The 23,962-nt window shown below is 41.6% G+C and carries 20 protein-coding genes; 6 read left to right on the plus strand and 14 right to left on the minus strand.

The genetic code is table 11. The features are described from left to right. The 4 genes from YYK_RS09460 to pulA all read left to right on the plus strand — a co-directional run bounded on the left by YYK_RS09460 (position 1) and on the right by pulA (position 4,753). Complete coding sequence (locus tag YYK_RS09460; RefSeq protein WP_002936115.1) at positions 1-843, plus strand: sugar ABC transporter permease; 843 nt, start codon at positions 1-3, stop codon at positions 841-843. Between the two features lie 131 nt (positions 844-974). Then, positions 975-1,685, plus strand: coding sequence for an integral membrane protein (locus tag YYK_RS09465; protein WP_015445375.1), 711 nt, complete (start codon positions 975-977; stop codon positions 1,683-1,685). Positions 1,686-1,694: 9 nt separating this feature from the next. Beyond that, positions 1,695-2,678, plus strand: coding sequence for a LacI family DNA-binding transcriptional regulator (locus YYK_RS09470; protein ID WP_002936122.1), 984 nt, complete (start codon positions 1,695-1,697; stop codon positions 2,676-2,678). A 23-nt stretch (positions 2,679-2,701) separates the two neighbouring features. Continuing rightward, a complete protein-coding gene (gene pulA, locus YYK_RS09475) occupies positions 2,702-4,753 on the plus strand; it encodes a type I pullulanase (protein ID WP_012775457.1) in 2,052 nt (683 codons plus the stop codon). A gap of 153 nt (positions 4,754-4,906) precedes the next feature. Here the strand turns inward: pulA and nrdI are convergent, their stop codons facing one another. The 9 genes from nrdI to YYK_RS09520 form a co-directional block, all read right to left on the minus strand. Continuing rightward, positions 4,907-5,359 (minus strand): class Ib ribonucleoside-diphosphate reductase assembly flavoprotein NrdI, encoded by a 453-nt coding sequence (gene nrdI, locus YYK_RS09480; RefSeq protein ID WP_002941880.1) that lies wholly within the window; start codon positions 5,357-5,359, stop codon positions 4,907-4,909. 76 nt (positions 5,360-5,435) lie between these two features. Then, positions 5,436-6,374 carry a YitT family protein gene (locus tag YYK_RS09485; RefSeq protein ID WP_012028013.1) on the minus strand — a complete coding sequence of 313 codons (939 nt, stop codon included), beginning with the start codon at positions 6,372-6,374 and terminating at the stop codon, positions 5,436-5,438. After that, positions 6,361-8,112 carry an aspartate--tRNA ligase gene (aspS, locus tag YYK_RS09490; RefSeq protein ID WP_012775708.1) on the minus strand — a complete coding sequence of 584 codons (1,752 nt, stop codon included), beginning with the start codon at positions 8,110-8,112 and terminating at the stop codon, positions 6,361-6,363. The genes YYK_RS09485 and aspS overlap by 14 nt, the downstream gene beginning before the upstream one ends. Positions 8,113-8,207: 95 nt before the next feature. Beyond that, on the minus strand, positions 8,208-8,660 hold the full coding sequence (locus YYK_RS09495) for a GNAT family N-acetyltransferase (RefSeq protein ID WP_012775709.1): 453 nt from the start codon (positions 8,658-8,660) through the stop codon (positions 8,208-8,210). A 9-nt stretch (positions 8,661-8,669) separates the two neighbouring features. Next, positions 8,670-9,581 (minus strand): aldo/keto reductase, encoded by a 912-nt coding sequence (locus YYK_RS09500; RefSeq protein ID WP_012775710.1) that lies wholly within the window; start codon positions 9,579-9,581, stop codon positions 8,670-8,672. Positions 9,582-9,650: 69 nt separating this feature from the next. Further along, a complete protein-coding gene (locus YYK_RS09505; protein ID WP_014636535.1) occupies positions 9,651-10,664 on the minus strand; it encodes a glycosyltransferase family 2 protein in 1,014 nt (337 codons plus the stop codon). Between the two features lie 44 nt (positions 10,665-10,708). Then, the gene (locus YYK_RS09510) at positions 10,709-13,108 is read right to left on the minus strand and encodes a glycoside hydrolase family 3 C-terminal domain-containing protein (protein WP_012775403.1); all 2,400 of its coding nucleotides are present in this window, start codon (positions 13,106-13,108) and stop codon (positions 10,709-10,711) included. 361 nt (positions 13,109-13,469) lie between these two features. Beyond that, the gene (locus tag YYK_RS09515; RefSeq protein ID WP_012775404.1) at positions 13,470-13,949 is read right to left on the minus strand and encodes a GtrA family protein; all 480 of its coding nucleotides are present in this window, start codon (positions 13,947-13,949) and stop codon (positions 13,470-13,472) included. 38 nt (positions 13,950-13,987) lie between these two features. Next, complete coding sequence (locus tag YYK_RS09520; RefSeq protein WP_012028020.1) at positions 13,988-16,897, minus strand: glycoside hydrolase family 3 protein; 2,910 nt, start codon at positions 16,895-16,897, stop codon at positions 13,988-13,990. A 238-nt stretch (positions 16,898-17,135) separates the two neighbouring features. Between YYK_RS09520 and YYK_RS09525 the strand changes: the two genes are divergently transcribed. Then, the gene (locus YYK_RS09525; RefSeq protein ID WP_012775405.1) at positions 17,136-17,849 is read left to right on the plus strand and encodes a LytR/AlgR family response regulator transcription factor; all 714 of its coding nucleotides are present in this window, start codon (positions 17,136-17,138) and stop codon (positions 17,847-17,849) included. Then, the gene (locus YYK_RS09530; RefSeq protein WP_012775459.1) at positions 17,846-19,153 is read left to right on the plus strand and encodes a sensor histidine kinase; all 1,308 of its coding nucleotides are present in this window, start codon (positions 17,846-17,848) and stop codon (positions 19,151-19,153) included. Before YYK_RS09525 ends, YYK_RS09530 begins: the two co-directional genes overlap by 4 nt. A gap of 38 nt (positions 19,154-19,191) precedes the next feature. Here YYK_RS09530 and YYK_RS09535 read toward each other — a convergent pair whose 3' ends face one another. The 5 genes from YYK_RS09535 to YYK_RS09560 form a co-directional block, all read right to left on the minus strand. After that, the gene (locus YYK_RS09535) at positions 19,192-20,538 is read right to left on the minus strand and encodes a metallophosphoesterase (protein WP_012028594.1); all 1,347 of its coding nucleotides are present in this window, start codon (positions 20,536-20,538) and stop codon (positions 19,192-19,194) included. Between the two features lie 85 nt (positions 20,539-20,623). Further along, on the minus strand, positions 20,624-22,141 hold the full coding sequence (locus YYK_RS09540) for a flavocytochrome c (RefSeq protein ID WP_012775406.1): 1,518 nt from the start codon (positions 22,139-22,141) through the stop codon (positions 20,624-20,626). 132 nt (positions 22,142-22,273) lie between these two features. Beyond that, positions 22,274-22,723, minus strand: coding sequence for a DUF6568 family protein (locus YYK_RS09545; RefSeq protein WP_012028596.1), 450 nt, complete (start codon positions 22,721-22,723; stop codon positions 22,274-22,276). 65 nt (positions 22,724-22,788) lie between these two features. Beyond that, complete coding sequence (gene rpsD, locus YYK_RS09550) at positions 22,789-23,400, minus strand: 30S ribosomal protein S4 (protein WP_002938227.1); 612 nt, start codon at positions 23,398-23,400, stop codon at positions 22,789-22,791. A 307-nt stretch (positions 23,401-23,707) separates the two neighbouring features. Beyond that, a complete protein-coding gene (locus YYK_RS09560) occupies positions 23,708-23,959 on the minus strand; it encodes a Veg family protein (RefSeq protein ID WP_002938218.1) in 252 nt (83 codons plus the stop codon). Positions 23,960-23,962: the final 3 nt, after the last annotated feature.

Genomic DNA, 23,962 nt, shown 5'->3' on the forward strand with positions numbered 1-23,962 from the left:
ATGAAAGTATCTGTAAAAACTAGACGCATACTCAATCAGACCTTAACCTATCTCTATCTGATTGTTCTGTCTGTTATCATCATCTATCCTCTCTTGATTACAATCATGTCCGCCTTCAAGTCTGGTAACGTGGTTGCCTTCAAATTGGATAGCAATATCAACTTTACACTAGACAATTTTAGCAAGCTCTTTAGCGAGACTCTATACGGAACCTGGTACTTCAATACGCTTATCATTGCTCTCTTGACAATGGTTATTCAAACAAGTATAGTGGTACTAGCGGGTTACGCTTATAGTCGCTATAACTTCATCGCTCGTAAGCAGAGTTTGGTCTTCTTCTTGATTATCCAAATGGTACCAACCATGGCTGCTCTTACCGCCTTCTTCGTTATGGCCCTCATGCTCAATGCGCTCAACCAAAGCTGGTTCCTCATCTTCCTTTATGTCGGTGGTGGTATCCCAATGAACGCTTGGCTCATGAAAGGCTACTTCGATACGGTACCAATCTCACTTGATGAATCTGCAAAACTAGACGGTGCCGGGCACTTCAGACGTTTCTGGCAAATCGTCCTCCCACTCGTTCGTCCAATGATTGCTGTACAAGCGCTCTGGGCCTTCATGGGACCTTTTGGAGATTACATCCTATCCAAATTCTTGCTTCGTGAAAAAGAATTCTATACTGTAGCTGTCGGACTTCAAACCTTCATCAGTGATGTGAAGAATATGAAGATTGCCTACTTTGCGGCAGGTGCCATTCTTATTGCCCTCCCTATCAGTATCCTATTCTTCTTCCTACAAAAGAACTTTGTATCTGGTTTAACAAGCGGTGGCGACAAGGGATAACCCTGTCCCACCTTTTCCCTTTTTAGGGGAAACATTGATATTTATGAAAGGTCCAACGAATGCTCCCATATCCTTTTTCCTATTTTTCTAGTATCTTCTCTCCAAGAAATATGTTTGCCAATCGTAGACTAATGAACCTTTGGCAACGGTTGTTTACAACGCTTTTTTTAGTGGCGCTCTTGCTCATTCCGAGCTCCCTACAGACTGTCAATCTCGAAACCTATCCTTTAGAAAATTTCGTAGAAGGTATCTATGCACCTCTGACAGATCAAGTCGTAGATGACCTCCGTCAACATGCAGTCATCGAAAACAACCACCTAACCTATACTGGAAATACTAACTGGGAGCAAGTGACATTTGGTGATACCGTTAGCTCTAGTTCTGACTTTACTTATCAATTCGCCAATCAGTCTCTGACTATTCGTAAAGGAAGTGATATTCTAAGCGAATTGACTTATGAAGGTTTGAATACTGACGATTTTGCTAGTAAGGAGACCTTGACTGCAACCATCTCTAAAAAATGGTATCAAGCCAACCGAGCAGCTGTCGGACTGTCCATCACTCTTATTTCGACCTTTATTTTAACAACAAACCTACTCTTCATCCTACTAGGAGCCAGCTTCTTCCTCTTTTTGACTAAAAAGTCTCGTTTCTTCCATTTTGAAACGTTTGCAGAGTGCTATAATTTTGCTCTCAACTGTCTGGGCCTGCCTACTCTTATAGCCTGTCTAATTGGACTATTTGGTCAACCTGTGACTACCCTTCTAACCATACAAAATATCCTATTTGTACTATGCTTGTTATGGGTATTTTTCAAAACAAAATTCAGAGATGAAATCTAGGAGGTCTATATGCGTGCTACCATCAAAGATGTGGCAAAATTAGCTGGTGTCTCGCCATCTACAGTTACTCGTGTCATTCAAAATAGCTCTGCCATTAGCCAAAAAACGAAAGACTTGGTTAGGAAAGCCATGGCGGATCTCAACTACCATCCAAACCTCAACGCTCGAAGCCTAGTTTCTAGCTATACACAGGTTATCGGACTGGTTTTGCCAGATGACTCGGATGTTTTCTATCAAAACCCCTTCTTCCCTACTGCCTTACGAGGAATTTCTCAAGTTGCGGCAGATCATAATTATGCCATCCAAATCTCCACAGGAAAGAATGAAGAACAACGTCTAGAAGCGATTTCTCAGATGGTCTACGGCAAACGAGTGGACGGCCTCATCTTCCTCTATTCCAAGCCCGACGATCCATTGGTACAATTAGCTATCCAACACAAATTCCCCTTCCTCATTCTTGGTAAGGCGGATTCTCCATTCATATCACTAGTTGATAATGATAATATCCAGGCCGGCTTTGAAGCTACCAACTACTTCATCAATAAAGGTTACAAAAACATTGCCTTCGTCGCTGGTAACAAAGAGTTAGTCGTATCTCAAGACCGTTATACAGGTTACAAGAACGCCCTTAAATCGCACAATATTCCCCTGGATGAAAACAAGGTCAAGTTTGTGTCTGGCTTCCTTCTCGAAGACAGTGCCTACAAAATTTCTAAGAAATTACTCAAACAAGACCTGGATGCAATCGTCACAACTGACACTTCCGTTGCCGAAGGTGTTGTCAAATATCTCAACGAAGTCGGAGTCAAACTTCCTATCATTTCTTTTGACTCCGTCAAGCCAAAACTAGATATTGAAGCCTACGTTGACGTCCACGCTATTAAACTAGGACGCGTCGCATTCAACACTCTGCACCAAATCATCAATGACAACAAGGAAGACAAGCAAGTCTGCTACCGACGTGTCATTCCACATACCATTACCGAACTCTAACTTAGAAAGGAGCCTTTTGGCTCATGGCATTACGACAATTTCAAGCATCTCTTGACGATGTAGCAACTATTCGCTTGGTCATGGAAAAACGATTCGACTCCGAACATATGAGCTTCTCACTTGAATCAAATGATGCTACATCTCAACTTTTTATCCATTCCTGTCTAGAAGTAGATAATCTCGTCATCTATTATCTAACCAGCCTCCATGCACTGACATTGGACAAGGACTATACCATCTACGACCAAGACCGTAATAAAACAGAACTCGGCTATGGTCATATCGTTCGCTCTACACTTTTTGAACAAAGTTATACATACAATGGCCAAGATTTGGGAGCAACCTATCGACCAGAGGCAACAACCTTTAAGTTATGGGCACCTATTTCTAAGCAAGTTTTTCTTGTTCTAGAAGGAAACCCACATGCAATGACGAAGGGAGCAAAAGGAGTTTGGGAAATTACTGTTGAAGGAGACCTAGAAGCGCACAGCTATCACTATCTCCACAAAGTAAACGGTGAATGGATTTCCGTTCACGATCCCTACGCCCTGTCTTCCACAGCCAACTCAGGTGACAGCTACGTTATCAATCCAGATAAACTTCATAAAATTCGTCGTGCTAAGACCCAACGACCTATTTCTCAGGCCATTATCTATGAAATGAGCGTCCGTGATTTCTCATGGCAAAAAGAAGCTGGTTTCAAGCATCGCAGTCAATTTCTCGGCTTGACAGAGTCTCCTACCATGGATGGAATGAAGCTAGGAATGGATTACATCAGAGAACTAGGCGTTACCCATATTCAATTATTGCCTGTTTATGATTTTGGCAGTGTGGATGAAAATAAACCCCAAGCTGTTTACAACTGGGGCTACGACCCTATGCAATACAATCTGCCAGAAGGTTCCTATTCTAGCCAACCAAACGATCCTTACGCACGTATTCTAGAGCTACAAGAAGCTATCCAGGCCTACCATGATGCAGATATTTCAGTTATTATGGACGTTGTTTACAACCACGTCTATCATGCTGAAAAGTACGCATTTGAGCTCATCGTTCCAGGCTACTTCTATCGCTATGATGACCACGGCATGCGAACAGACGGGACATTCTGCGGTAACGACGTTGCCAGCGAGCGCAGTATGGTCCGCAACTACATCAAACAATCCCTTCGCCAATGGCTAGAACTCTATGGTTTTGATGGCTTCCGTTTCGACCTTATGGGTATTTTAGATAGCGAAACAATCAACCAGATTCAAACTGAATTATCTGCCATTCACCCAAATGTCTACCTCTATGGTGAAGGATGGAAAATGGCAACAGGCCTCGAATTTGAAAAGCTGGCTCACCAGTACAATGCAGAGCATTTACCTGAAATCAGCTTCTTCAATGACGATTACCGTGATACCTTTAAGAAACTCTTGCTCAATCCAAACCGTCTAATAGATAAGCAATTGCACGAAAAGGTACAACATCTCCTGACTGGTAGCCGATTAAGCCATTTCTTAACGCCTCAACAGTCCCTCAACTACATCGAATGCCATGATAATGCTACAGCATTTGACTATTTCCATATTGAGAATCCAAACTGGACACCTCAACAGCAGAAACGTGCTGCAAGTTTTGGTCTCCAGCTCATCTTAATCTCTCAGGGTATGGCCTTCATTCACAGCGGACAGGAATTTTTCCGTACAAAAGATGAAATAGATAATACTTACAATATCCCTGACCGTATCAACCGTCTGGACTGGACACGAGCTATTCGTTATAAGGAACATATCGAGTTCATTCAGGAATTAATTACCTTCCGCAAAAATAATCCAATACTCAGCCAGGATAACTACGAAAGTATCCAAGAAACTTGTGATTTCTACTGGTTAACTGAATATGTTCTTCGCTATCAAGTGACAAGTGAAGAAAAGACCATTCAATTTATCATCAACTTTGCAGATAGCGACTTTACCTATGAACGTGAAAAAGATAAGGCAGTTCTCTACAACTATCCTCCAGTCGAAGAGCGTGATCAGCAAGAAATCACGATTGCAGGACAGAGTATTTGCATTTTAGAAGACAAATAGGACTTTAGACCGATGAAACACGATATAGTCTGAGGTATACTATAGTCAATCCTAAATATTTTTCATAATCTCCTTAAAACTCACTAGTCACTCTGGTGAGTTTTTTTTGTGTGACCAAAAAAACAACCCAGCATAAAGCTGAGTTGAGGCTCTTTACATCAATTCCATTATCTTCCGACCAATGCGTTCAATGTCATTCTGCATCCCTCTGAGTTCAAAGGTGTCTATAACAGGAAAATTAAATCGCTCAGCATATTGCTTGGCAGTCAGACAATATTGGTTGTTAAAATTGCGGTTACCTGAGCCAACGACACCCAGACAGAGCTCTGCATTGGTCCCCAAAGCGATAAAATCTCCAAGAGGATTGGTCAGAATTTCCACATCTCCGTTGTCCACTCCATTTCCACCTTCTAAGTAGGTTGGTAAAAAGGCGACAAAGGGTGCATCTAGCTGATAGAAAGGAATAGCCTGCTTGACCAAATCTTTGACATGAACTAGCTCAATCTCCCAGTCAGTTTGAAATTGGAAAAAGGACTTTAGACGTTTCACAAAACTCTCTGTATTGCCACTCAAACTGATGTAAACCAAATATATTTTCTTCTTCATACACTTCCTCTTTATAATAAAAACACTACATGTAGACTGTAAATACTATTTTACTCCTACATGTAGTGTTTGTCAATCAGTCGCTTTCCACAAACCGACCAATAATATTGACGTTGTCAGCTACCGATACAAAGGCTTTGGGGTCTGCCTTTTTCATAATATGCTTGAAATCATTAAACTCCGCACGAGTGATGATGGTAATGAGAATCGTCTTTTGCTCATGGTTATAAGCACCCTCAGCACCGTTGATAATGGTCACACCGCGATTGAGCTTCTTATGGATTTTCTTAATGACACGTTCAGGATGATTGGTAATAATCATGGCCTGCATCCGTTTTTGTTTCACGAAAATCGCATCTGTCATGCGACTGGAGATAAACAGCGCAACCATTGAATACAGGGCATATTGCCAGCCAAAGGTCATCCCTGCAATCAACATAATCATAATGTTGACAATCAAGGAAATAGAGCCGACTTGTCGTCCCGTCTTCTTGCGAATAATAATAGAGACAATATCAGTACCACCACTGGATACATTGTTCCTAAGTGCAAAGCCAATCCCAGTTCCCAGCATGAGACCACCGAAAATAGCATTGACTAACGGATCCGTCGTCAGGGTAACTGGCGGCATAAATTGGATAAAGAAAGAACTGAAGGATACCGTAATAAAGGTAAAGATAGTAAATTTATAACCAATTTTATACCAAGCTAAGATAAGCAAGGGAATGTTCAGGCCGTAGTAGACCACCGCAATCGGTACATTCCAACCAGCGTAAGAAGCTGCCAGAGCAGAAACAATCTGTGCAAGACCAGTAACTCCAGACGAATAGACATTCCCTGGTCGAAAGAAAAAATTGACTGCAATACTAGATAGGAGTCCATAAATAATGGACCCCGATATCCGTTCAGCATATTTTTCCCGAGAAATTCCCAAAATGACCGACCAAAACTTATTCTTTCTGGCCTTTCTTAAAAAGCGTACACGCTGTTTTCTGAAAAATTTATTCATTTTCAAGTGTAATGTCTAAAGCCAATTCCTCTAATTGAGCTGATGCAACCGTACTTGGTGCCTGTGTCATCGGATCAGATGCCTTGTTATTCTTCGGAAAGGCGATAACTTCACGAATGTTATCCTCACCAGCCAATAACATGACAAAGCGGTCCAACCCGATAGCCAATCCACCGTGTGGTGGGAAACCGTAGTCCATAGCTTCTAGCAAGAAACCAAACTGCTCATGGGCATCTTCAGCTGAGAAACCAAGAGCCTTGAACATCTGTTCTTGCATGTCTTTTTGGTTGATACGAAGGCTACCGCCACCCAATTCATAACCATTCAAAACAATATCGTAGGCAACTGCACGCACCTGCGCCAAATCACCATCCAAATGATGAGCTGTTTCTTCCGTCGGCAAGGTGAATGGGTGATGGGCACTCATATAGCGACCTTCCTCTTCAGACCACTCAAACATTGGCCAATCCACAATCCAGAGGAAGTTGAACTTGCTTTCATCAATCAAGCCTTGCTCTTTTGCCAAGCGGTTACGCAAGGCTCCCAGGGTATTGTTGGCTACTTCCAATTCATCTGCTACAAAGAGAACCAAATCCTTGTCTTCCAACTGTAAACTTGCTGTCAATTTTTCTGTAATACCCGTCAAGAACTTAGCAACTGGGCCCGCTAATTCTCCCTTGTCTACTTTAACCCAAGCAAGTCCCTTAGCACCAAATTGTTTTGCGTAGTCTGTTAATTTATCAATGTCTTTACGTGAGTAGCTATCCGCCGCACCCTTGACCACAATGGCTTTGACAACTGGTGCTTCTGAGAAGACCTTGAAGTCAACTTCCTTGACAAGTTCTGTCAAGTCTTGCAAAAGCATCTCAAAACGAGTATCTGGTTTATCTGAACCGTAGAAGTTCATCGCATGGTCATAGGCCATACGTGGGAATGGCAAGGTCACATCAATTCCTTTGGTATCTTTCAAGACCTTAGCAATCAAGCCTTCTACGATGTCTTGGATTTCAACCTCATTCAAGAATGAGGTTTCCAAGTCAACCTGTGTAAACTCAGGTTGACGATCCCCACGCAAATCTTCATCACGGAAACACTTAACGATTTGGTAGTAACGGTCAAAACCAGCGTTCATTAAAAGCTGCTTAGTAATCTGTGGACTTTGTGGCAAAGCATAGAAATGACCTTTGGACACACGAGATGGTACCAAGTAGTCGCGCGCACCTTCTGGTGTTGACTTGGTCAACATTGGTGTTTCCACATCGATAAATTCCAAATCGTCCAAGTAGTTGCGAATGCTGTGGGTTACAGCCGCACGTAATTTGAAGTTGTTGAGCATTTCTGGACGGCGAAGATCCAAATAACGGTAACGAAGACGGGTATCATCACTGGCTTCAATGCCGTCCTTGATTTCAAACGGAGTTGTCTTAGCCGTGTTCAACACTGTCAAGCTGGTTACTTGCAGTTCAACAGCTCCTGTCGGGATATTGTCGTTAGCTTGCTCACGCTCCACAACCGTTCCTGTTACTTCGATAACAAACTCGGAACGAAGACTCTCCGCTTTTGCCATCACTTCAGCTTCAACTGACTCAGGGTTAATCACCAATTGCATAATGCCTTCACGGTCACGCAAGTCAATGAAAATCAGGCCACCCAAGTCACGACGGCGGCCAACCCAACCTTTCAAAGTAATTTCCTGTCCGACATGCTCCTTACGAACACGTCCAGCGTACATAGAACGTTTCATTTTCTTCCTCTTTTACTGATTTTATACCTATTCATTCTACCATAAAATAGCTGATTTTTGGGAGAAATTGCCGAGAAAAAATCGAAAAACCAGCCCTAGTTGACTGGTTTGATGTATAGCATATCCAAATGCGGAATATCATCCTCCAAATATACTTCAGAAACTGGCTTAAAGCTAAGTGATTGATAGAATTTTTCTAAATAGGCTTGGGCACCGATTTTAATCTGACTTTCTTTCCATTCATTTGTAATGTAATGGATAGCTTGCTCCATCATTGGCCGACCCAATCCTTTACCACGATGGCTTGGCTTGATGACCACACGACCGATGGAAACTTCATCATAACTTATACCAGCCGGCAATATTCTCAAATAAGCCACTAACTCTCCTTCATCAGTTCCCAAAAGATGAAGACAGTTTGGATCCTTTCCATCGACTTCAGGATAGGGACAAGCTTGTTCTACAACAAAGACATCGGTCCGAAGTGTCAAGATAGTGTAAAGTTCTTGTAAATTAAGTTGTTCAAATGTTTTTATTTCCCACTTCATATATTCCTCCTAGGGCAGAATGTTGCCTGCACTTTTGTAAATCTCGTACCATTCTGGTCTGGTTAAGGTAATCTGGCTAGCTTGGGCAATCTTTGTCAGGCGATCTGGATTCATAGAACCTACAATCGTTTGAATCTTTGCTGGATGACGCAAAATCCAAGCTACGACAATTGTTTCATGTGAAACATTGTATCGCTCTGCTATTTCCCCAATAGTTTGATTTAAATGAGCATAGTCAGGATGGTTGGCAAAAATACCTCGCTGCAAATCAATCAAGAAAGGAGACCAAGCTTGGATAGTGATTTTTTTAAGCTGGCAATAATCAATCAGTCCACCATCACGCATAGTCGCAGCATCATCTTTCATATTGACATGTAATCCAGCATCAATCAAAGGCGTGTGAGCAGGAGATAGCTGCAATTGATTAACTGCAAGCGGTTGATCGAGATAGGATTGTAATAACTCCATTTGGTAAATGTTTTGGTTGCTGACGCCAAAATGATGAACCTTCCCTGCTTTTTTCAAGAGATAAAAGGCTTCAGCTACTTCCTCTGCTTCCATTAGAGCATCCGGACGATGTAAGACGAGAACATCTAAATATTCCGTATCCAAGCGCTTCAAAATTCCATCTACAGATTCCAAAATATACTCTTTTGAGAAATCAAAATAGCCTTTACGAATACCACATTTTGATTGGAGGAGCATGTCCTCACGTTTCAATCCCGCCAATTTTGCCCCCTGAGCAAAACGGATTTCTGATTCACCACCACCATAAATATCCGCATGATCAAAAAAGTTGATTCTTTGCTCAACCACGGTTTCCAATACCTTGGCTGTTTCCTTCTCTCTCAAACTTGCCATTCGCATACAGCCTAAAGCAATTCGTGAAACTTCTAGACCTGTTTGTCCTAATCTTTGCATTTATCTTCTCCTTTGTAAACGCTTTTCATATTCCTTATTATAACAGAAAAACTCAGCCGAAACTGAGTTTTAGTTAAAACCATAAATTCTTTTCGCGATTTTATAGACGGCATTGGAAATTTTTCGACCTGGGTAACCGTAAAGGTTGGTTAATTGCCCGAGTAACCCTTTTCGAACGATTTTAAATAGAGCTGGATTATTATCCCGAATATAGTGCCAGAGTTCCTGCTTTTTCATCATATGTTCAGCTGTTCCAGCACGATTGAGAAGAGCACAGGAGATAATGGTCGTAATCTCCACATGATTGAGCAAATAACTTCGTAAATCAGGATTGTCAATCGCCTCCAAGTCTAAATTATCTACCAAAATTCGATTGACTTTTAACTGCTGGTCAATGCGCTTAATCATGACGGATTCATTGACAGACTGGTCATTTCGCCCAATAAAGTAACGATAAAAATCTACTGGCAGATAGAACATAGTTTTCACAGCCTGCAAAGGAGTAAATACGAAAATATTATCCACATAGAAGGTATGCTCTGGCAGAACGAGACCAACCTCACGCAATAAATCTGTCCTGTAAATCAAGGAATGCATCATCATGTATTGCCCCTTGGAAAAGGCATCCACATCTTCCCAGCCAAAAATCCGATTTTCTGGTAAAACATCCTGATAAGACATGGATTTTTTACGAGATTGTCCCTCTTTTTCGTAAACAAAGTTGGAGATAAAGGCATCAACTGGCGTATTTTCATCTTCCAAAGCCTGCAAACTCTCTAGGATCTTCAAATAGGCCCTGGTATCGACCCAGTCATCTGAATCTACAACTTTAAAGTACTTCCCCTTGGCCTCACGTATCCCTGTATTAACAGCTCCGCCATGGCCCTTATTGTCCTGATAAATGGCACGTACGTTTGAAAATTGATTCTCTAGCCCCTCTGCGATTTCCTGAGTCCGATCGGTCGACCCGTCGTTAATAATCAGAATTTCAACCTTGTCACCGCCCATTACAAGGGAATGAACACAGTAATGAAGGTAGGCTTCCGAATTATAGCTCGGTATGGCAATGCTTAGTAAGGTCATCTTTCTCTCCATTTGACACAATTTGTTACTATTTTATCACATTTTCAGGAAAGTTGCTTTTGATATTTTCTTTTTGCTTGATAGGCTCTCCATAGTTGGCCTAAGCCCTTGAAAAAATTTCCATTGACAATGGTTAGAATCCCTTCCACCATCGGTAAATCGAGCATGTCTCCTGTCATCTTTGCCATTGCCCTAAATGGCATATTATAAAGGAACAGCAGGTTCAAGTCAGGAGTCCCTTTCTGCTCTGCTTTTTTCAGTAAGCCAGCCAACAGTTTATGCACGCCACGTGCCAACCCACTCTTCGCAAATTGGAGTTTCAAAACTGGATCGTTCAGGCTCAGTTCTTGACCAATTTTCCAGGTTTCTTCTGGAACTGGACGTCCAAGCAATTGTGCAAAATCCTGCTCTGAAACAGCCTGCACTTGGGCTGTCAGATAAGTCGGAATCTGTTCTGAAGCAGGAAATTGGTCTACAGTGCCTTCTCGGGTAATCTCGCCAACTAAGCGAATATCCTGACTACTTGCACCTACATACAAGAGATAATTTCCAGCCTCTACTTCAAATTGGCCTGTCTCTTTATTAAAATAACGAAACGTATAGTCCTCAAAAGGAATAAAAATCTGTTTGGACTCGCCTGCTTTTACATATACTTTTTTAAAGCCTTTTAACTCCTTTGCAGGGCGGTAAATCTGACGAACTTCTTTGCCTACGTACAATTGGACAATTTCAGCACCATCAACCAGACCAGTATTTGTAATAGTGACTCTGACTCCTAATTCGGTCACATCCAATTGACTGTAAGAAAAGTCTGTGTAGGACAATCCATAACCAAAGGGATACTTGACAGTCTTGTCAAGGCTTGTAAAGTAACGGTAGCCTACATAGAGAGCTTCCTTATAGAGGGAAAAATCGCCTTCCGCTGGATAGTCATCCGAAGATGGAACATCTGCAAGATTAATAGGATAGGTTTCGCTTAGTTTTCCTGATGGGTTGACACGTCCTGTCAAGGTATCTAAAATGGCTCTGGCACCAGCTTCTCCTGATAGATAGCCGTGAAGAACCGCATCTACATCCACATCCCAATTCATATCCACAACTGAGCCTGCTGATAGGACAACAACGATTTTTTTACCTGTCCCTACCAAGGCATTCAGTAAGGATAACTGGTTTTTAGGGAGACTTATATGATGACGATCCAAGCCCTCACTTTCACTCATTTCATCTAGCCCCATATAGTAAAGAACAAGTTCCGCTTGGTTTGCAAGATTGACAGCCCTGTCAACTAACACCCTGTTTTCTTTATCTACACGTTGATAGCCTTGTTCGTAACCAATGACATTTAATGGATAATCTGCGATGCAATCCACTGTTTTATCTAATTGTCTTGTATTGATTAAAGAAGAACCTGCTCCCTGATAGCGAGGATTTTGGGCAAATTCTCCGATGAGAGCTATTTTTGTCTCACTAGATAAGGGCAAGATCTGATCCTTATTTTTTAATAGCACAATGCTCTCAGTGGCAGCCTGACGGGCCAATTCATGTTGTTCAGAATAATCTACAGATTGTTTTTCAGCATGAGCCAACTCTAAAACTACATCAATCAGCTCATCCACGCGCTCATTCAATACTTGCTCGGATAGACGACCAGACTGAACAGCGTGAATGATTTCCTTTTGACCAACCTTTTTAGTACCTGGCATTTCCAAATGACTACCATTTTCAACACCGAGAACATGGTCATTGGAGCCACCCCAATCCGATACGACAAAGCCTGTAAAGCCCCATTCATCACGGAGAATGTCACGTAAGAGGTGCTTGTCTTCATTAGCGTAGACGCCGTTTATTTTGTTATAGGCAGACATGATTGCCTTTGGATTTCCTTCACGCACTGCAATCTCAAATCCTGTCAGATATAGCTCTCTCAGTGTACGCTCATCTACAATGGAGTCTGAAGCCATACGGCGCAATTCCTGACTGTTTACAGCTAAATGCTTTGGCGTTGCCGCAACACCTTGCGACTGCATTCCTCGGATCATTGCGGCCGCCAGTTTTCCCGCTTGATATGGATCCTCTGAATAATACTCAAAGTTTCGACCACATAAGGGACTGCGCTTGATATTAAGCCCCGGCCCCAAAATGACATTGACACCCAAGCTATTTGCTTCTGCGCCAAGACCCTGTCCGACACGTTCAACCAGGTCCACATCCCAAGAATTTGCCAAGGTAGCAGCTGTTGGGAAACAAGTTGCAGGGACAGAGGCATTCAGCCCTAAGTGATCACCTTCACCTTCTTGCTTGCGAATTCCATGTGGTCCATCAGACAAAAAGATAGATGGAATTCCTTTTTCAGGGTAATCCTTTGTTTCCCAAACAGATTTTCCTGACATGAGAGCTGCTTTTTCTTCCAATGTTAAACGATTAATAATCTCCTGATACTTCATCATCTTTTCCTCATTCTATTTCTTTATCACTATCATATCAGACTAAAGGGACAATTAAAACGCTTTCTTCATAATCTGTATGATTTTGGACATAATCTGCTATAAAAAATCTCCCCAGAAAATACTAGGGAGATCGCTCCTATTACTTCTTATACTCAATGAAAATCAAAATCAGGCTAGCTCCAACAGTCTGAGAATAGACTGTTGGAGGTGGGAGATAGGACGAACCTAGTTCGTTTCTATATGAGCAGATAGAACTCTGTCGCTTTATTATTGTCAAGCGACAGGCTGGAAACCTCCACTGGAACTTTCCACTCATCAAATCAAGTCAACAACGGCTGAGTTTGATTTTCGAAGAGTATTATTTCATGATTACAAACTTCATCATTGGATAGTTGACAGCCACTTGAACGAAAATATTGACCCAGTTGGCTGCTGTCTGTGCCCAGCCCAAGCTCAAGCCCCATGATGTAAAGAGTTGAGTGGTGTAAGGCGGCAGCACAATGGACAAAATTCCTGCAACGACAACAGTCAAGATATACCAATGGAGGGTTTTGGATATATCGTTTTCTGCTCCGAATACCAACTTCCTTTGAACAATATAGTTGACAACCTGTGCCGCTATGTAAGCCAAGAGGAAGGAGAGAAAGCCGTTCAATCCGCCATTTTCTACGGAATAATGAAAGATAAACCAGTGAAATGGCTGACTTGACAAGGCTGTAAAGAGGAAATTGGTTGACAACCAAAGGACGCAGAAGTTTGTAATAGTTGCGATGTTTGATAAGACATTAAACTTGATAAACTCCCACAAATCTGGGTGTTTGGCAATCCATTCTTTCATACGGTCTCCTATGCAAGACAAGGGGGAAATCCCCCTTGTTATGCTACTTCTTTTTCTTCTTTTTTCTTACCTGTCAACTTAACGAGTCCAAGACCTGTCAAGCCGATAAGGGCAATATTACTTGCTACCAATACAACAATCCACCATTTTGTTTTTGGTTTATAGATGTCAAAGGCTGCAGAATGAGCAACGGTGTACAAGATGTTCTTACTTGCCTGACGAAGTGCTGCAACACCTTCTTTAGTACCTGTTGAGGTTGCTGTCGGTGCATCACCTACTGGGGTTAACATAAGGTCGCCACCATTGCGGATTGCTTGATCTGGACTCATGTAGTCTTGACCGTCAAAGTCCGTAATAACCATTCCTCTGAAGCCCCACTCGTCACGGAGAACTGTATTCAAGAGGTCGCTATTACCCCCTGCCCAGAGGGTACCAATACGGTTAAAGGATGACATAATAGCAGTCGCTCCGCCTTCTTTGACAGGAATTTCAAAGGCTTTCAGATAGATTTCACGCATTGCCTGTTCATTTGACCATGTTGCAACACCTTCTCGGTTATCTTCTTGGTCATTGAGAGCAAAGTGTTTGGTAAAAGTATAGACACCATTTTCAAGAGCTTTTGCTACCAGTGAGCTTGCCATTTTACCTGAAATCAGTGGGTCTTCTGAATAGTACTCGAAGTTCCGGCCTGAGAATGGTGAGCGGTGGATGTTCACTGCAGGAGCATATAGACCAACAATACCGTGTGCCAATGCCTCTTTAGCAAAAGCATCACCCATTTCTTCCGCCAAGTCGGTATTCCAAGTAGAAGCAACAACGACTTCTGAGTTGTATTGGATACCTTTGATACCTTGGAAGATACCGTTGATACCAGCAGGTCCGTCCAAGTCAACAACAGCTGGTTTATCGATTGATTTGACTGCTCCTGTTGCATAACCACCAAAGCCAACCAAGTTGACCATTTCATCAACAGACATTTGAGCAACTAGTTGTTCCCAACGCTCATCATCATAGTTTGCACCAATCAAATCAACCAAACGAAGTCCATTGTCTTCTGTTGTCACAGTATCAATCGGTGTTTCAGATGATTCGTCAATGCGGAAGTTTGCGTTGTTAATTTCTGTAGCAATTTGCTCACTTGCTTCTTTGTCTTTTGTGCGTTCGGTTGGCAAAGTACCGTCCCAATCCGCACGGGTTACATAGTTGATATCGCCCACAGCATATTCAAAGGCGTTGGTTACTTCAGCCTTATCAGATGAACGTTGTTTCAAGACTTCTTTGCTATCAACTGTGTAGGTTTCTGAATCCAAGACATCATGCGCATTGTTCATGAGTTTGATTTCATAGTCACCCTTGTCCAAAACATAGGCTTTTTCTGTCTTTTCGTCGTAAGATGCCATATCATCACGGTCGAAGGAAATGGTTAATTCTTCGCTCTTACCTGGCTCAAGGACCTCAGTCTTATCAAATCCAGCCAAGACAACGTGTGATTTCTCAACACCACCTTCAGTATATGGAGCTGTGTAATAGACTTGTGCAACTTCCTTACCAGCCACGTCACCAGTATTGGTTACTTTAACATTGACCTCAATCTTGTCACCATTTTCTTTCATGCTAGTGATTTCTTGGTCAAAGTTGGTATAGCTCAAACCGTAACCAAATGGGTATTGAACAACTTTATCATAAGCTGCTTCGTCCACTTGACCAGTCGCATTGTCAACAAAGCGAGTTTCGTAGTAACGATAGCCTAGATAGATACCTTCTTGATAGTTAACAAATTTGTAGTTAAAGGTTTGTGGTTCTTTTGCTCCCCATGGAGTTTTTTCATAGGTGATATTAGTATAAGAGAAGTCACCTGTATTCCAGTAGGTTGGATTGCTTTCCAAGTCGTAGGCATAGGTATCGACCAAGCGACCAGATGGGTTGACCTCCCCTGCCAAGATATTAGCTACACCAGTCAAGCCGGTTGAGCCAGGACCACCAATCCAAAGAGCAGCATCGACGCCTGCATCTTCTAAGAAGCCGAGTTCCATGGCATTTGAGGAGTTAACCAAGACAACAACCTTGTCAAAGTTCTCTGTCACAGTCTTCAACATGGCTTTTTCAACTTCTTGAAGTTCAAGGTAGTGCTTGTCCTTGTCACCTTGTTGGTATTCTGCCATGTTTTGTGGAAGGTCCGCACCTTCACCACCATTACGAGAAATGACTACCAAGGCTGTATCTGAAAAGTTCTTCGCGTTTGTTAACAGTTCCTCTGAGTATTTGTCTTGAGTTGGCTCGTAGATATTGTAATCTCCACCATTGAGGGAGAAAATATTTGTCCCTTCTTTTTCTGGAAGGTTTTCTGTGTAGAAGTCTGTCAATTCGCTGTTGACTTCAAAACCTGCATTTTCAAGACCTTGTTGCAGATTGATGTTTTTGGACTCATCTGCCGCACCTGAACCAGATCCACCGTAAGTAATGGCTACAGAAGAAATACCAAAGACATTGACCTTGGATGATTTTTCAAGTGGTAGGGTCTTATTCTTGTTTTCAAGCAAGACAGTGCCTTCTTCTTGAATGGTCGTTACCAAGGACTTAGAAACTTCTTCTGCATCAGCAATTTTAGCAGCATCTGCATAAGACGGCGCAAAATAGGTGTCGATCACATTGACAAACATATTGACAGCATAGTTAGCTCCAACGATAATGATACTCAAGAGAGCCAAGAGGCCAAAGCCCAACTTTTTCTTCTTGCTAGAGAGGGATTTTTCCTTCACTACGCGATAAATCGCAAATCCCAATAAGCCAAGGACAACTACAGCAGAACAGATAAATACTGTTTTTGCAATCCCGACCGCATCCAATGATTGATAGCTACTTGGATAGCTATCTGCATAGACTATTTTTCCTGATAGCAGAGCTCCTGCTAGGCTCAAGAGAGCCCCTTTCCTTTTCCAAGTCTTCATAAGACTTCCTCCTAAACATTTCGGCTTTCATGTAAGCCTTTTCTTTTTCTTGAATCCACTATATCAATTAACATACTCAATGAAAACCCTTTCTTCATAATCTGTCATTTAACCTTCATAATTTGTAAATTTATAAGAATAATCCTACTCTTGCTATTTTATCATTTGATTTTCTAAAATATAGCTAACAATTTCATTTTAATTTTGATATACTGATAGAAAATAAAAGGGGTGCTTTATGAAAATCGCGATTGTAGAAGATCAAAAAATTGAGCAAGATAGATTGTCCAACTACATCAAAACCTACTGCAAAAAAGCTGGGATTGCAGTGGAAATCAGCTGTTTTAACGACGGTCTCCATATCACTAGTGACTATCAAAAACAATTTGACCTGATTTACCTAGATGTCGAGATGGAGATTATGGACGGGATGACCACCGCTCAAAAAATTCGAAATCTTGATAAGGAAGTTCTATTAGTATTTGTGACCAATCATTCCCATGTCGCTATTCAGGGCTACTCTGTTGAGGCCATTGATTTTCTTCTCAAACCACTGAGCTCCTTTGTCTTTGAGGAACATTTTAAAAAAATTCTTAGAAAATTACCCGATAGCCAAGAGAAGCAAAGTTTGTATATAAAAAGCAAGCAGTCCACCGTAAAACTCTATCAAGAAGATATTGTTTACCTAGAAAGTCAAGGACATCAGGTTCACATCTACACAGTTGACAGTGGCCTAACCATTACCCATAATAGTCTCAAAAATCTCGAAGCCATGTTAAACAGTAAATTGTTTGTACGAGCCCACTCGGCCTATATCATCAATTTGTCCCATGTTCAAAAAGTGGAAGGTAGCCTTGTTTACGTCACAAATACAGCCTTGCCGATTAGCCGCCCAAGGAAAAAAGAATTTATGACAGCTCTAACCAACTTCATCGGAGATAGCCTACTATGATCAATTTCCCTGATATTCCACGTTTCTATACTGCACTAACAGAAAGCTTGGCCTGCCTACTGGTATGTTCCTCACTTGTTTTGTCTGAAAAATGGTCACGCAAACAGGTACGTATCCTCCTGATTTTTCTCATACAAATCTTACTTCAACTAGCGGCTGGCAAACTCCCCTTGCTCCTTTGGACTGTAGGAATGGGCACCAATATCGCTTGGATGTTTGTTTCCGTTCGATTTCTTGGAGTTATCCACAAGAGGACTAGTCTCTATTTGACAGCAAAAGCCTTTATTATTGCCGAATTAGTAGCCTCCATTACTTGGCATCTCTACTGTTTGACGATTTATCAACAACCTGTGGATAACTTGTGGACACAGGGGTTATTTCTGTTGATAACTTCTCTACTTTCCTATTGGCTCATCTATCTTCAAGATCAAAAAGTTCGCTTAGAAGAATTGGATAAATTCATTGAGCAGCGAGATGTGACGGTAGCCGTCTTTACAACTTTATCTATCTTTGTTCTCAGTAATATTGGTTTCATCCTCTCAGGCACGCGCCAATTTCAAGATTCGACCAGCATCTTCATTCTCCGGACAACCGTCAATCTCTCTGGTCTTCTACTCCTATTCACCCAAGAATCTCAACAATACGATCGCTATTTACGGCAGGAATTGACTTCTATCAATAATATCTTTCAACTTCAATACAAGCAATACCAAGCCTATCGTGAAAACAGTGAGATTCTTGACCGTAAGGTCCATGATTTAAAGCATCAACTGGCCATCATTCAGCAAGAATCGGATAAAACCAAAAAGGAGCAATACCTAGAGGAAATGAGCGAGGTGATCCAGACACTTGATGCCAAGATTGAAACAGGAAATCCCGTTCTAGATACCATTCTCAGCCAGAAAAATTATTACTGTTTGCAAAATGGAATCAACTTTACCTGTATTGTTCAGGGAGAACCCCTCCATTTTATGGATGTAATGGATATTTCAGCTCTGTTTGGAAATGCCATTGACAATGCCATCGAGGCTGTGGAAAAAATAGACAATCCTGAACAACGCTTGATTACTTTAAAGGTTGCCAGCCATCAGCAATTTCTCATCATCCGATTAGACAACTACGATACTTCTTCGCTTGACTTATCCACAGGACAGCTCCCAGAAACATCAAAAACAAATAAGGACTACCACGGATTCGGTCTTAAGAGTATGGAGTATGTTGCCAATAAATACGGTGGCAGTCTCACACTTAGCAAGGAAGATAATTGGGTTCAACTAAAGATCATTCTCCCTTTACAAGTATAGAAAAATCCCGCTTGAAGGCGGGATTTTCTTTCTATTCATCATTTAGAAACCGTTACTTGCTCCACATCTCGACTTTGACTCCGTTTTATAATCACATCAAGATAATCAGCCAAGAAACTTCTCGGTGATGCTGCTTGCAAGGTCTGATAAGCCTGGCTTGGAAATACCTTCTCATCTAGCCAAGTCTGATCTAGTTTTTCTCCTGAAAAATAAGCACGGTTGGCCGGCATGATAAATTGTGAAATAGCGTCTGCCGTCTCGCCGTCATACCAACGCTCATCGTTCAACACATTGTGGACCATGATGTCACTGGTATTGTCAAAGACAGTTTGTAAGTAGGTAACGTGATCCTGCAAATTTGGATCACTAGGTTGGTGCTTTTCTGCCCACGAAGCCATATCAAGTTGAGTTTTTTGATAGTGAATGCTTGTATCATCAAGGCTCAATTGACCGATAATAGCTGGATAAATAGAAAATGCTCCATTGACCACTTCAGTATAGTTAACTTGTCCCAAGTCTTCCTTAACAATATTCTGAGAATGAGTATGGCCTGAAAAACCAAAATGAATCCCATACTGATCAAACAAAGCCTTCAAATCGGCAGCATTATCCAAAGTATAGCCTTTTGAGAGCATGGCATGCTGTTGCAAGACATTGTGATGGACAACAGGTAACAGGCTCACTCCAGCTTCCTTGGCTGCCTGAAGCTGAACTTCTATCCATTCTAGGGTCTCTTTTTTGATACATCCATTGGTTGGAGGAGCTCCTTTTCCGTAGCCGTCAGAGTAGATGTTGCTGTCTATCATCAGAAACCAAGCATTGGAAAATGGTTTGGCCAGGTAGCTCAATGAGGCTTTGTCACGACTGCTAGCTTGTTGATAACCGTGATTGACAAATAGCTCTGCAAATTGCTGAGCAGTGACCTGATCCGTCACTATCTGCTGGTCTCCCTTAAAGGCTCTAGCCCATCCACTGGCAATATCATGGTTGCCAGGAATCACCAAAACCTCCGTTCCTTTTTCTTCAATCCGGGTAAAATATTGCGCCAACTCAACCATGCTCTGTTTTTCACCGTTTAGAGTCAAATCCCCACTGACTAGTAATAAGGACGGTTGCTCACGCTCAACCTGCTCAACCAAAGCCTCCATCCGCTCTTTTCCATAACGTAAATCCTTACCAGCAGCTGTTTTTTCTATATAGGAAAAAGCCTCTCCATCATCAAATAAATCCTGTGACAAATAATGCAAATCAGTGATAATCCAGATTTTATCCTGGTCTCTTAACTCAGCCTCGGCATAGGATTGCTGACGCTGGCCAGTAATAGCCGACCAAGTCAAAACTATAACTGCAATAGCTCCTAATAATAATACTATTTTCTTCTTCATACCTTAAAAGTATATCATCTTAGAGATAGAGGGACAAGAAAAAGAAGCTCGACCTTCTTTCTGCCGAGCCTCTTATGTCTACAATTTATTTCTTAGCAAATCCAGCTGCTTGTTCACCAGCCTGACGACCAAATACGATGATGTCTGCTGCTGCATTACCACCAATACGGTTTTGACCATGAACACCACCAGTTACTTCACCAGCAGCATAAAGACCAGAAATTGCTGAACCGTCTGTTTTCAATACTTCAGTATTGGTATTGATTTTCACACCACCCATTGTATGGTGAACACCAGGTGCAACTTTAATGGCATGGTAAGAACCAGTATTCAAAGCATGGTCCATACCTGATGTACGACCAAATGCCGCATCATTTTTGTCTGCCACAGCCTTGTTCCAAGTATCAAGTGTTGTTTGAAGAGCATCCGCAGGTACACCAATTTCTTTAGCCAAATCTGCAAGAGTAGCACCCGTTTTTACAAGACCTTTTTCTTCATATTGAGCAATAGCCTTCACACGATCTTTCAAGGCATCATCAAAGATAACATAAGCATAGTTTGGATCCAAACTATTGATAGCCGCAGAAACTTTATCACGAGTTTCCAATTCGTTAACAAAACGCTCACCTTTTGAGTTGACAAGGATAGCACCTTCGCCACGAACTGCTTCTGTAATCAAGTAAGAAGTTTCTTGCTCAACACTTGGGTGAATTTGGATTTGTTCCATATCAACAGTTGCTGCACCTTCTGATTCAGCAAGCGCAATACCGTCACCTGTTGATCCTTCTTGGTTAGTTGTAACATAACCTTTCAATGCTGGGTTTAATTTAGCAACCATTTCCAAATCAGCACCGAAACCACCAGTCGCCAATACAACTGCTTTAGCTGAGATTTTCTTAGTTTCACCAGCAATCTTCACTTCAACACCTGTCACAGCTCCATCCTTGTCTTGGAGTTTTGTAACATCTGCATTGACAAAAATTGGTACTTCACGTTCAACAAGATTGTGGTAAAGACCATTTACCAAGTAGCCACCGACAGCTGAACCATCTGCTGGACGGTGGGTACGTTTCTCGCTCATACCACCAGTTGTAGTTAGGTTGCTAAGAGTGATCCCCATTCCATCCAACCAGTCAATTGCACTAGCAGAGTTATCTACAAGATAACGAAGCAATTCAGGATCGTTTGTCCCTTTACCACCTTTAAGCGTTTCTTCGTAGAATTTATCATTTGTATCAGCAATACCTTCCGCTTCTTGGAATTTAGTCTGTGAAGCATTCATACCAGCTGATGATTTAGCCGTATTACCACCGATAACAGGCATTTTCTCCAAGAGAGCAACACTAGCACCAGCGTCTTTAGCTGAGATAGCTGCTGACATACCTGCACCACCTGAACCAACAACGATAACATCGTAGCTATCTTTCAACTCAGATGGATCTGTATAAACTTTCTCAGATGCACCTGAAACAGCTTCTTCTGATGAAGAAGAAGTCGTAGATGATGAAGATGTAGCTGTCTTTTCAGACTTACCTCCACACGCCACTAAAAACAAAACAGCAAGTAGACTCATTAATAAGCCTAACCAAGCTTTCTTTTTCATATAAACCTCCAATTTTTATCTGGTATTAGTATTATACAAGATTGTGAAATGTTTTTCAATTTGTTTTGAAATATTTTCACAAACATGAACAAAAAAATGTATGATATCCGCTTCATACATTCTTAAAACTATTTACTGCCCTTGAAGAGCTAAAAAATTCTCTATTTCGGATAGCGTTGCTTGGCTCCCTTTACGGAGTATTCCAGATAATTTACCTGATTTATAGTAGGTTAAGCTAGGAACCGTAGCAAGACCTTGACTCTGTCGAAATTGTTGTATTTTTCCATTCGGATCCGACTCGCTATCTAAATAGTAGATCGTCGCATGTGATTGCTCTACTGCCTCTGTTAATTTCGGAACAAAATCACGACAATAAGGGCATGTCTCACGACCTATGTATAATATAAATTCTTCCTCGTCTTGGACCTTTTGCTCCACTTCGTCTATCGAAATAGCCTGGTAACTCTTTACAGCCTTCACATAGTCTGATTCATTTGGCGTAGCCGCTGATTGAGATAGAAAGAAGGCCCCACCTACGACCAAAATAGCTAATAGCACTAGCAAAAAATACTTACGCCACATAATCCCTCCTCAAATACAGACAAAAAGCCCTTGTAAATAGGGCTTTTAAAATATCGATACAAATCTTAGAGCATTTTGTTGTAGAATTCTACGACAAGAGCTTCGTTGATTTCTGGGTTGATTTCGTCGCGTTCTGGCAAGCGAGTCAATGAACCTTCAAGCTTTTCAGCATCGAATGATACGAAAGCTGGACGTCCAAGAGTTGCTTCAACAGCTTCAAGGATAGCTGGAACTTTGATTGACTTCTCACGAACTGAGATCACTTGACCAACTTCAACACGGTATGAAGGGATGTCAACGCGTTTGCCGTCAACAAGGATATGACCGTGGTTTACGAATTGACGTGCTTGACGACGAGTAGTTGCCAAACCAAGACGGTAAACAACGTTGTCCAAACGACGCTCCAAAAGAAGCATGAAGTTGAAACCAAGAGTACCTTGTTTGATTTTAGTAGCTTGTACGAACAAGTTACGGAATTGTTTTTCACCCAAACCGTAAGAGAAACGCAATTTTTGTTTCTCAGCCAATTGCAAACCGTATTCTGACAATTTAGAACGGTTGTTTGGTCCGTGTTGACCTGGTACGTAGTTACGACGTGCCAATTCTTTACCTGTACCTGTCAATGACAAGCCAAGACGACGAGCTTGTTTCCAAGATGGTCCTGTATAACGTGACATAAGTTATGTCCTCCTAAAATAAAAATTTCCGTCATTTCGTTTCTCTTTTATTACGTCGTTAAGTCGGCTTGGCATACCTCAGTATAGCCTGCACCTCCTTGCCTAGTACTAAAAGGAAACAAAAAGACTTATCTGTAGGAAATAACGTTTTAAGCAAACCTGATTCGTGCAGGAGGCCTTCATCGAAACAGCAACGATTACTCTTCTTGCTGACCTTCTGTTGACGAGCTTCATTTTGCCCTGCTGTTATTTCACACAAAGATTAGTATAGCACAAAAAAAAGGCTCTGTAAAGCCTTATATAGCGATTAATCCAAATAATGAATCAAAATCTTTTCAGTCAAAATGTCTGAGTAAGTATAAGATTCCACAAAGGTATTGTTTGGATCTTCAAATTCAACGATGAAGAGAGACTGATAAACCTCTACAATACGCCCCTGCTTATTCTTCTCACGCTTACGACCATTTTCAAGGGTCAACTCGACAATCTGTCCCTCATGGTCCTTAATATCTTGTTTGATTTGCTTCATCTTAGCAACATCTGTAAATGCATCACTCATTCT

Origin of the sequence: Streptococcus suis S735 (assembly GCF_000294495.1) — a bacterium.
Lineage (GTDB): Bacteria > Bacillota > Bacilli > Lactobacillales > Streptococcaceae > Streptococcus > Streptococcus suis.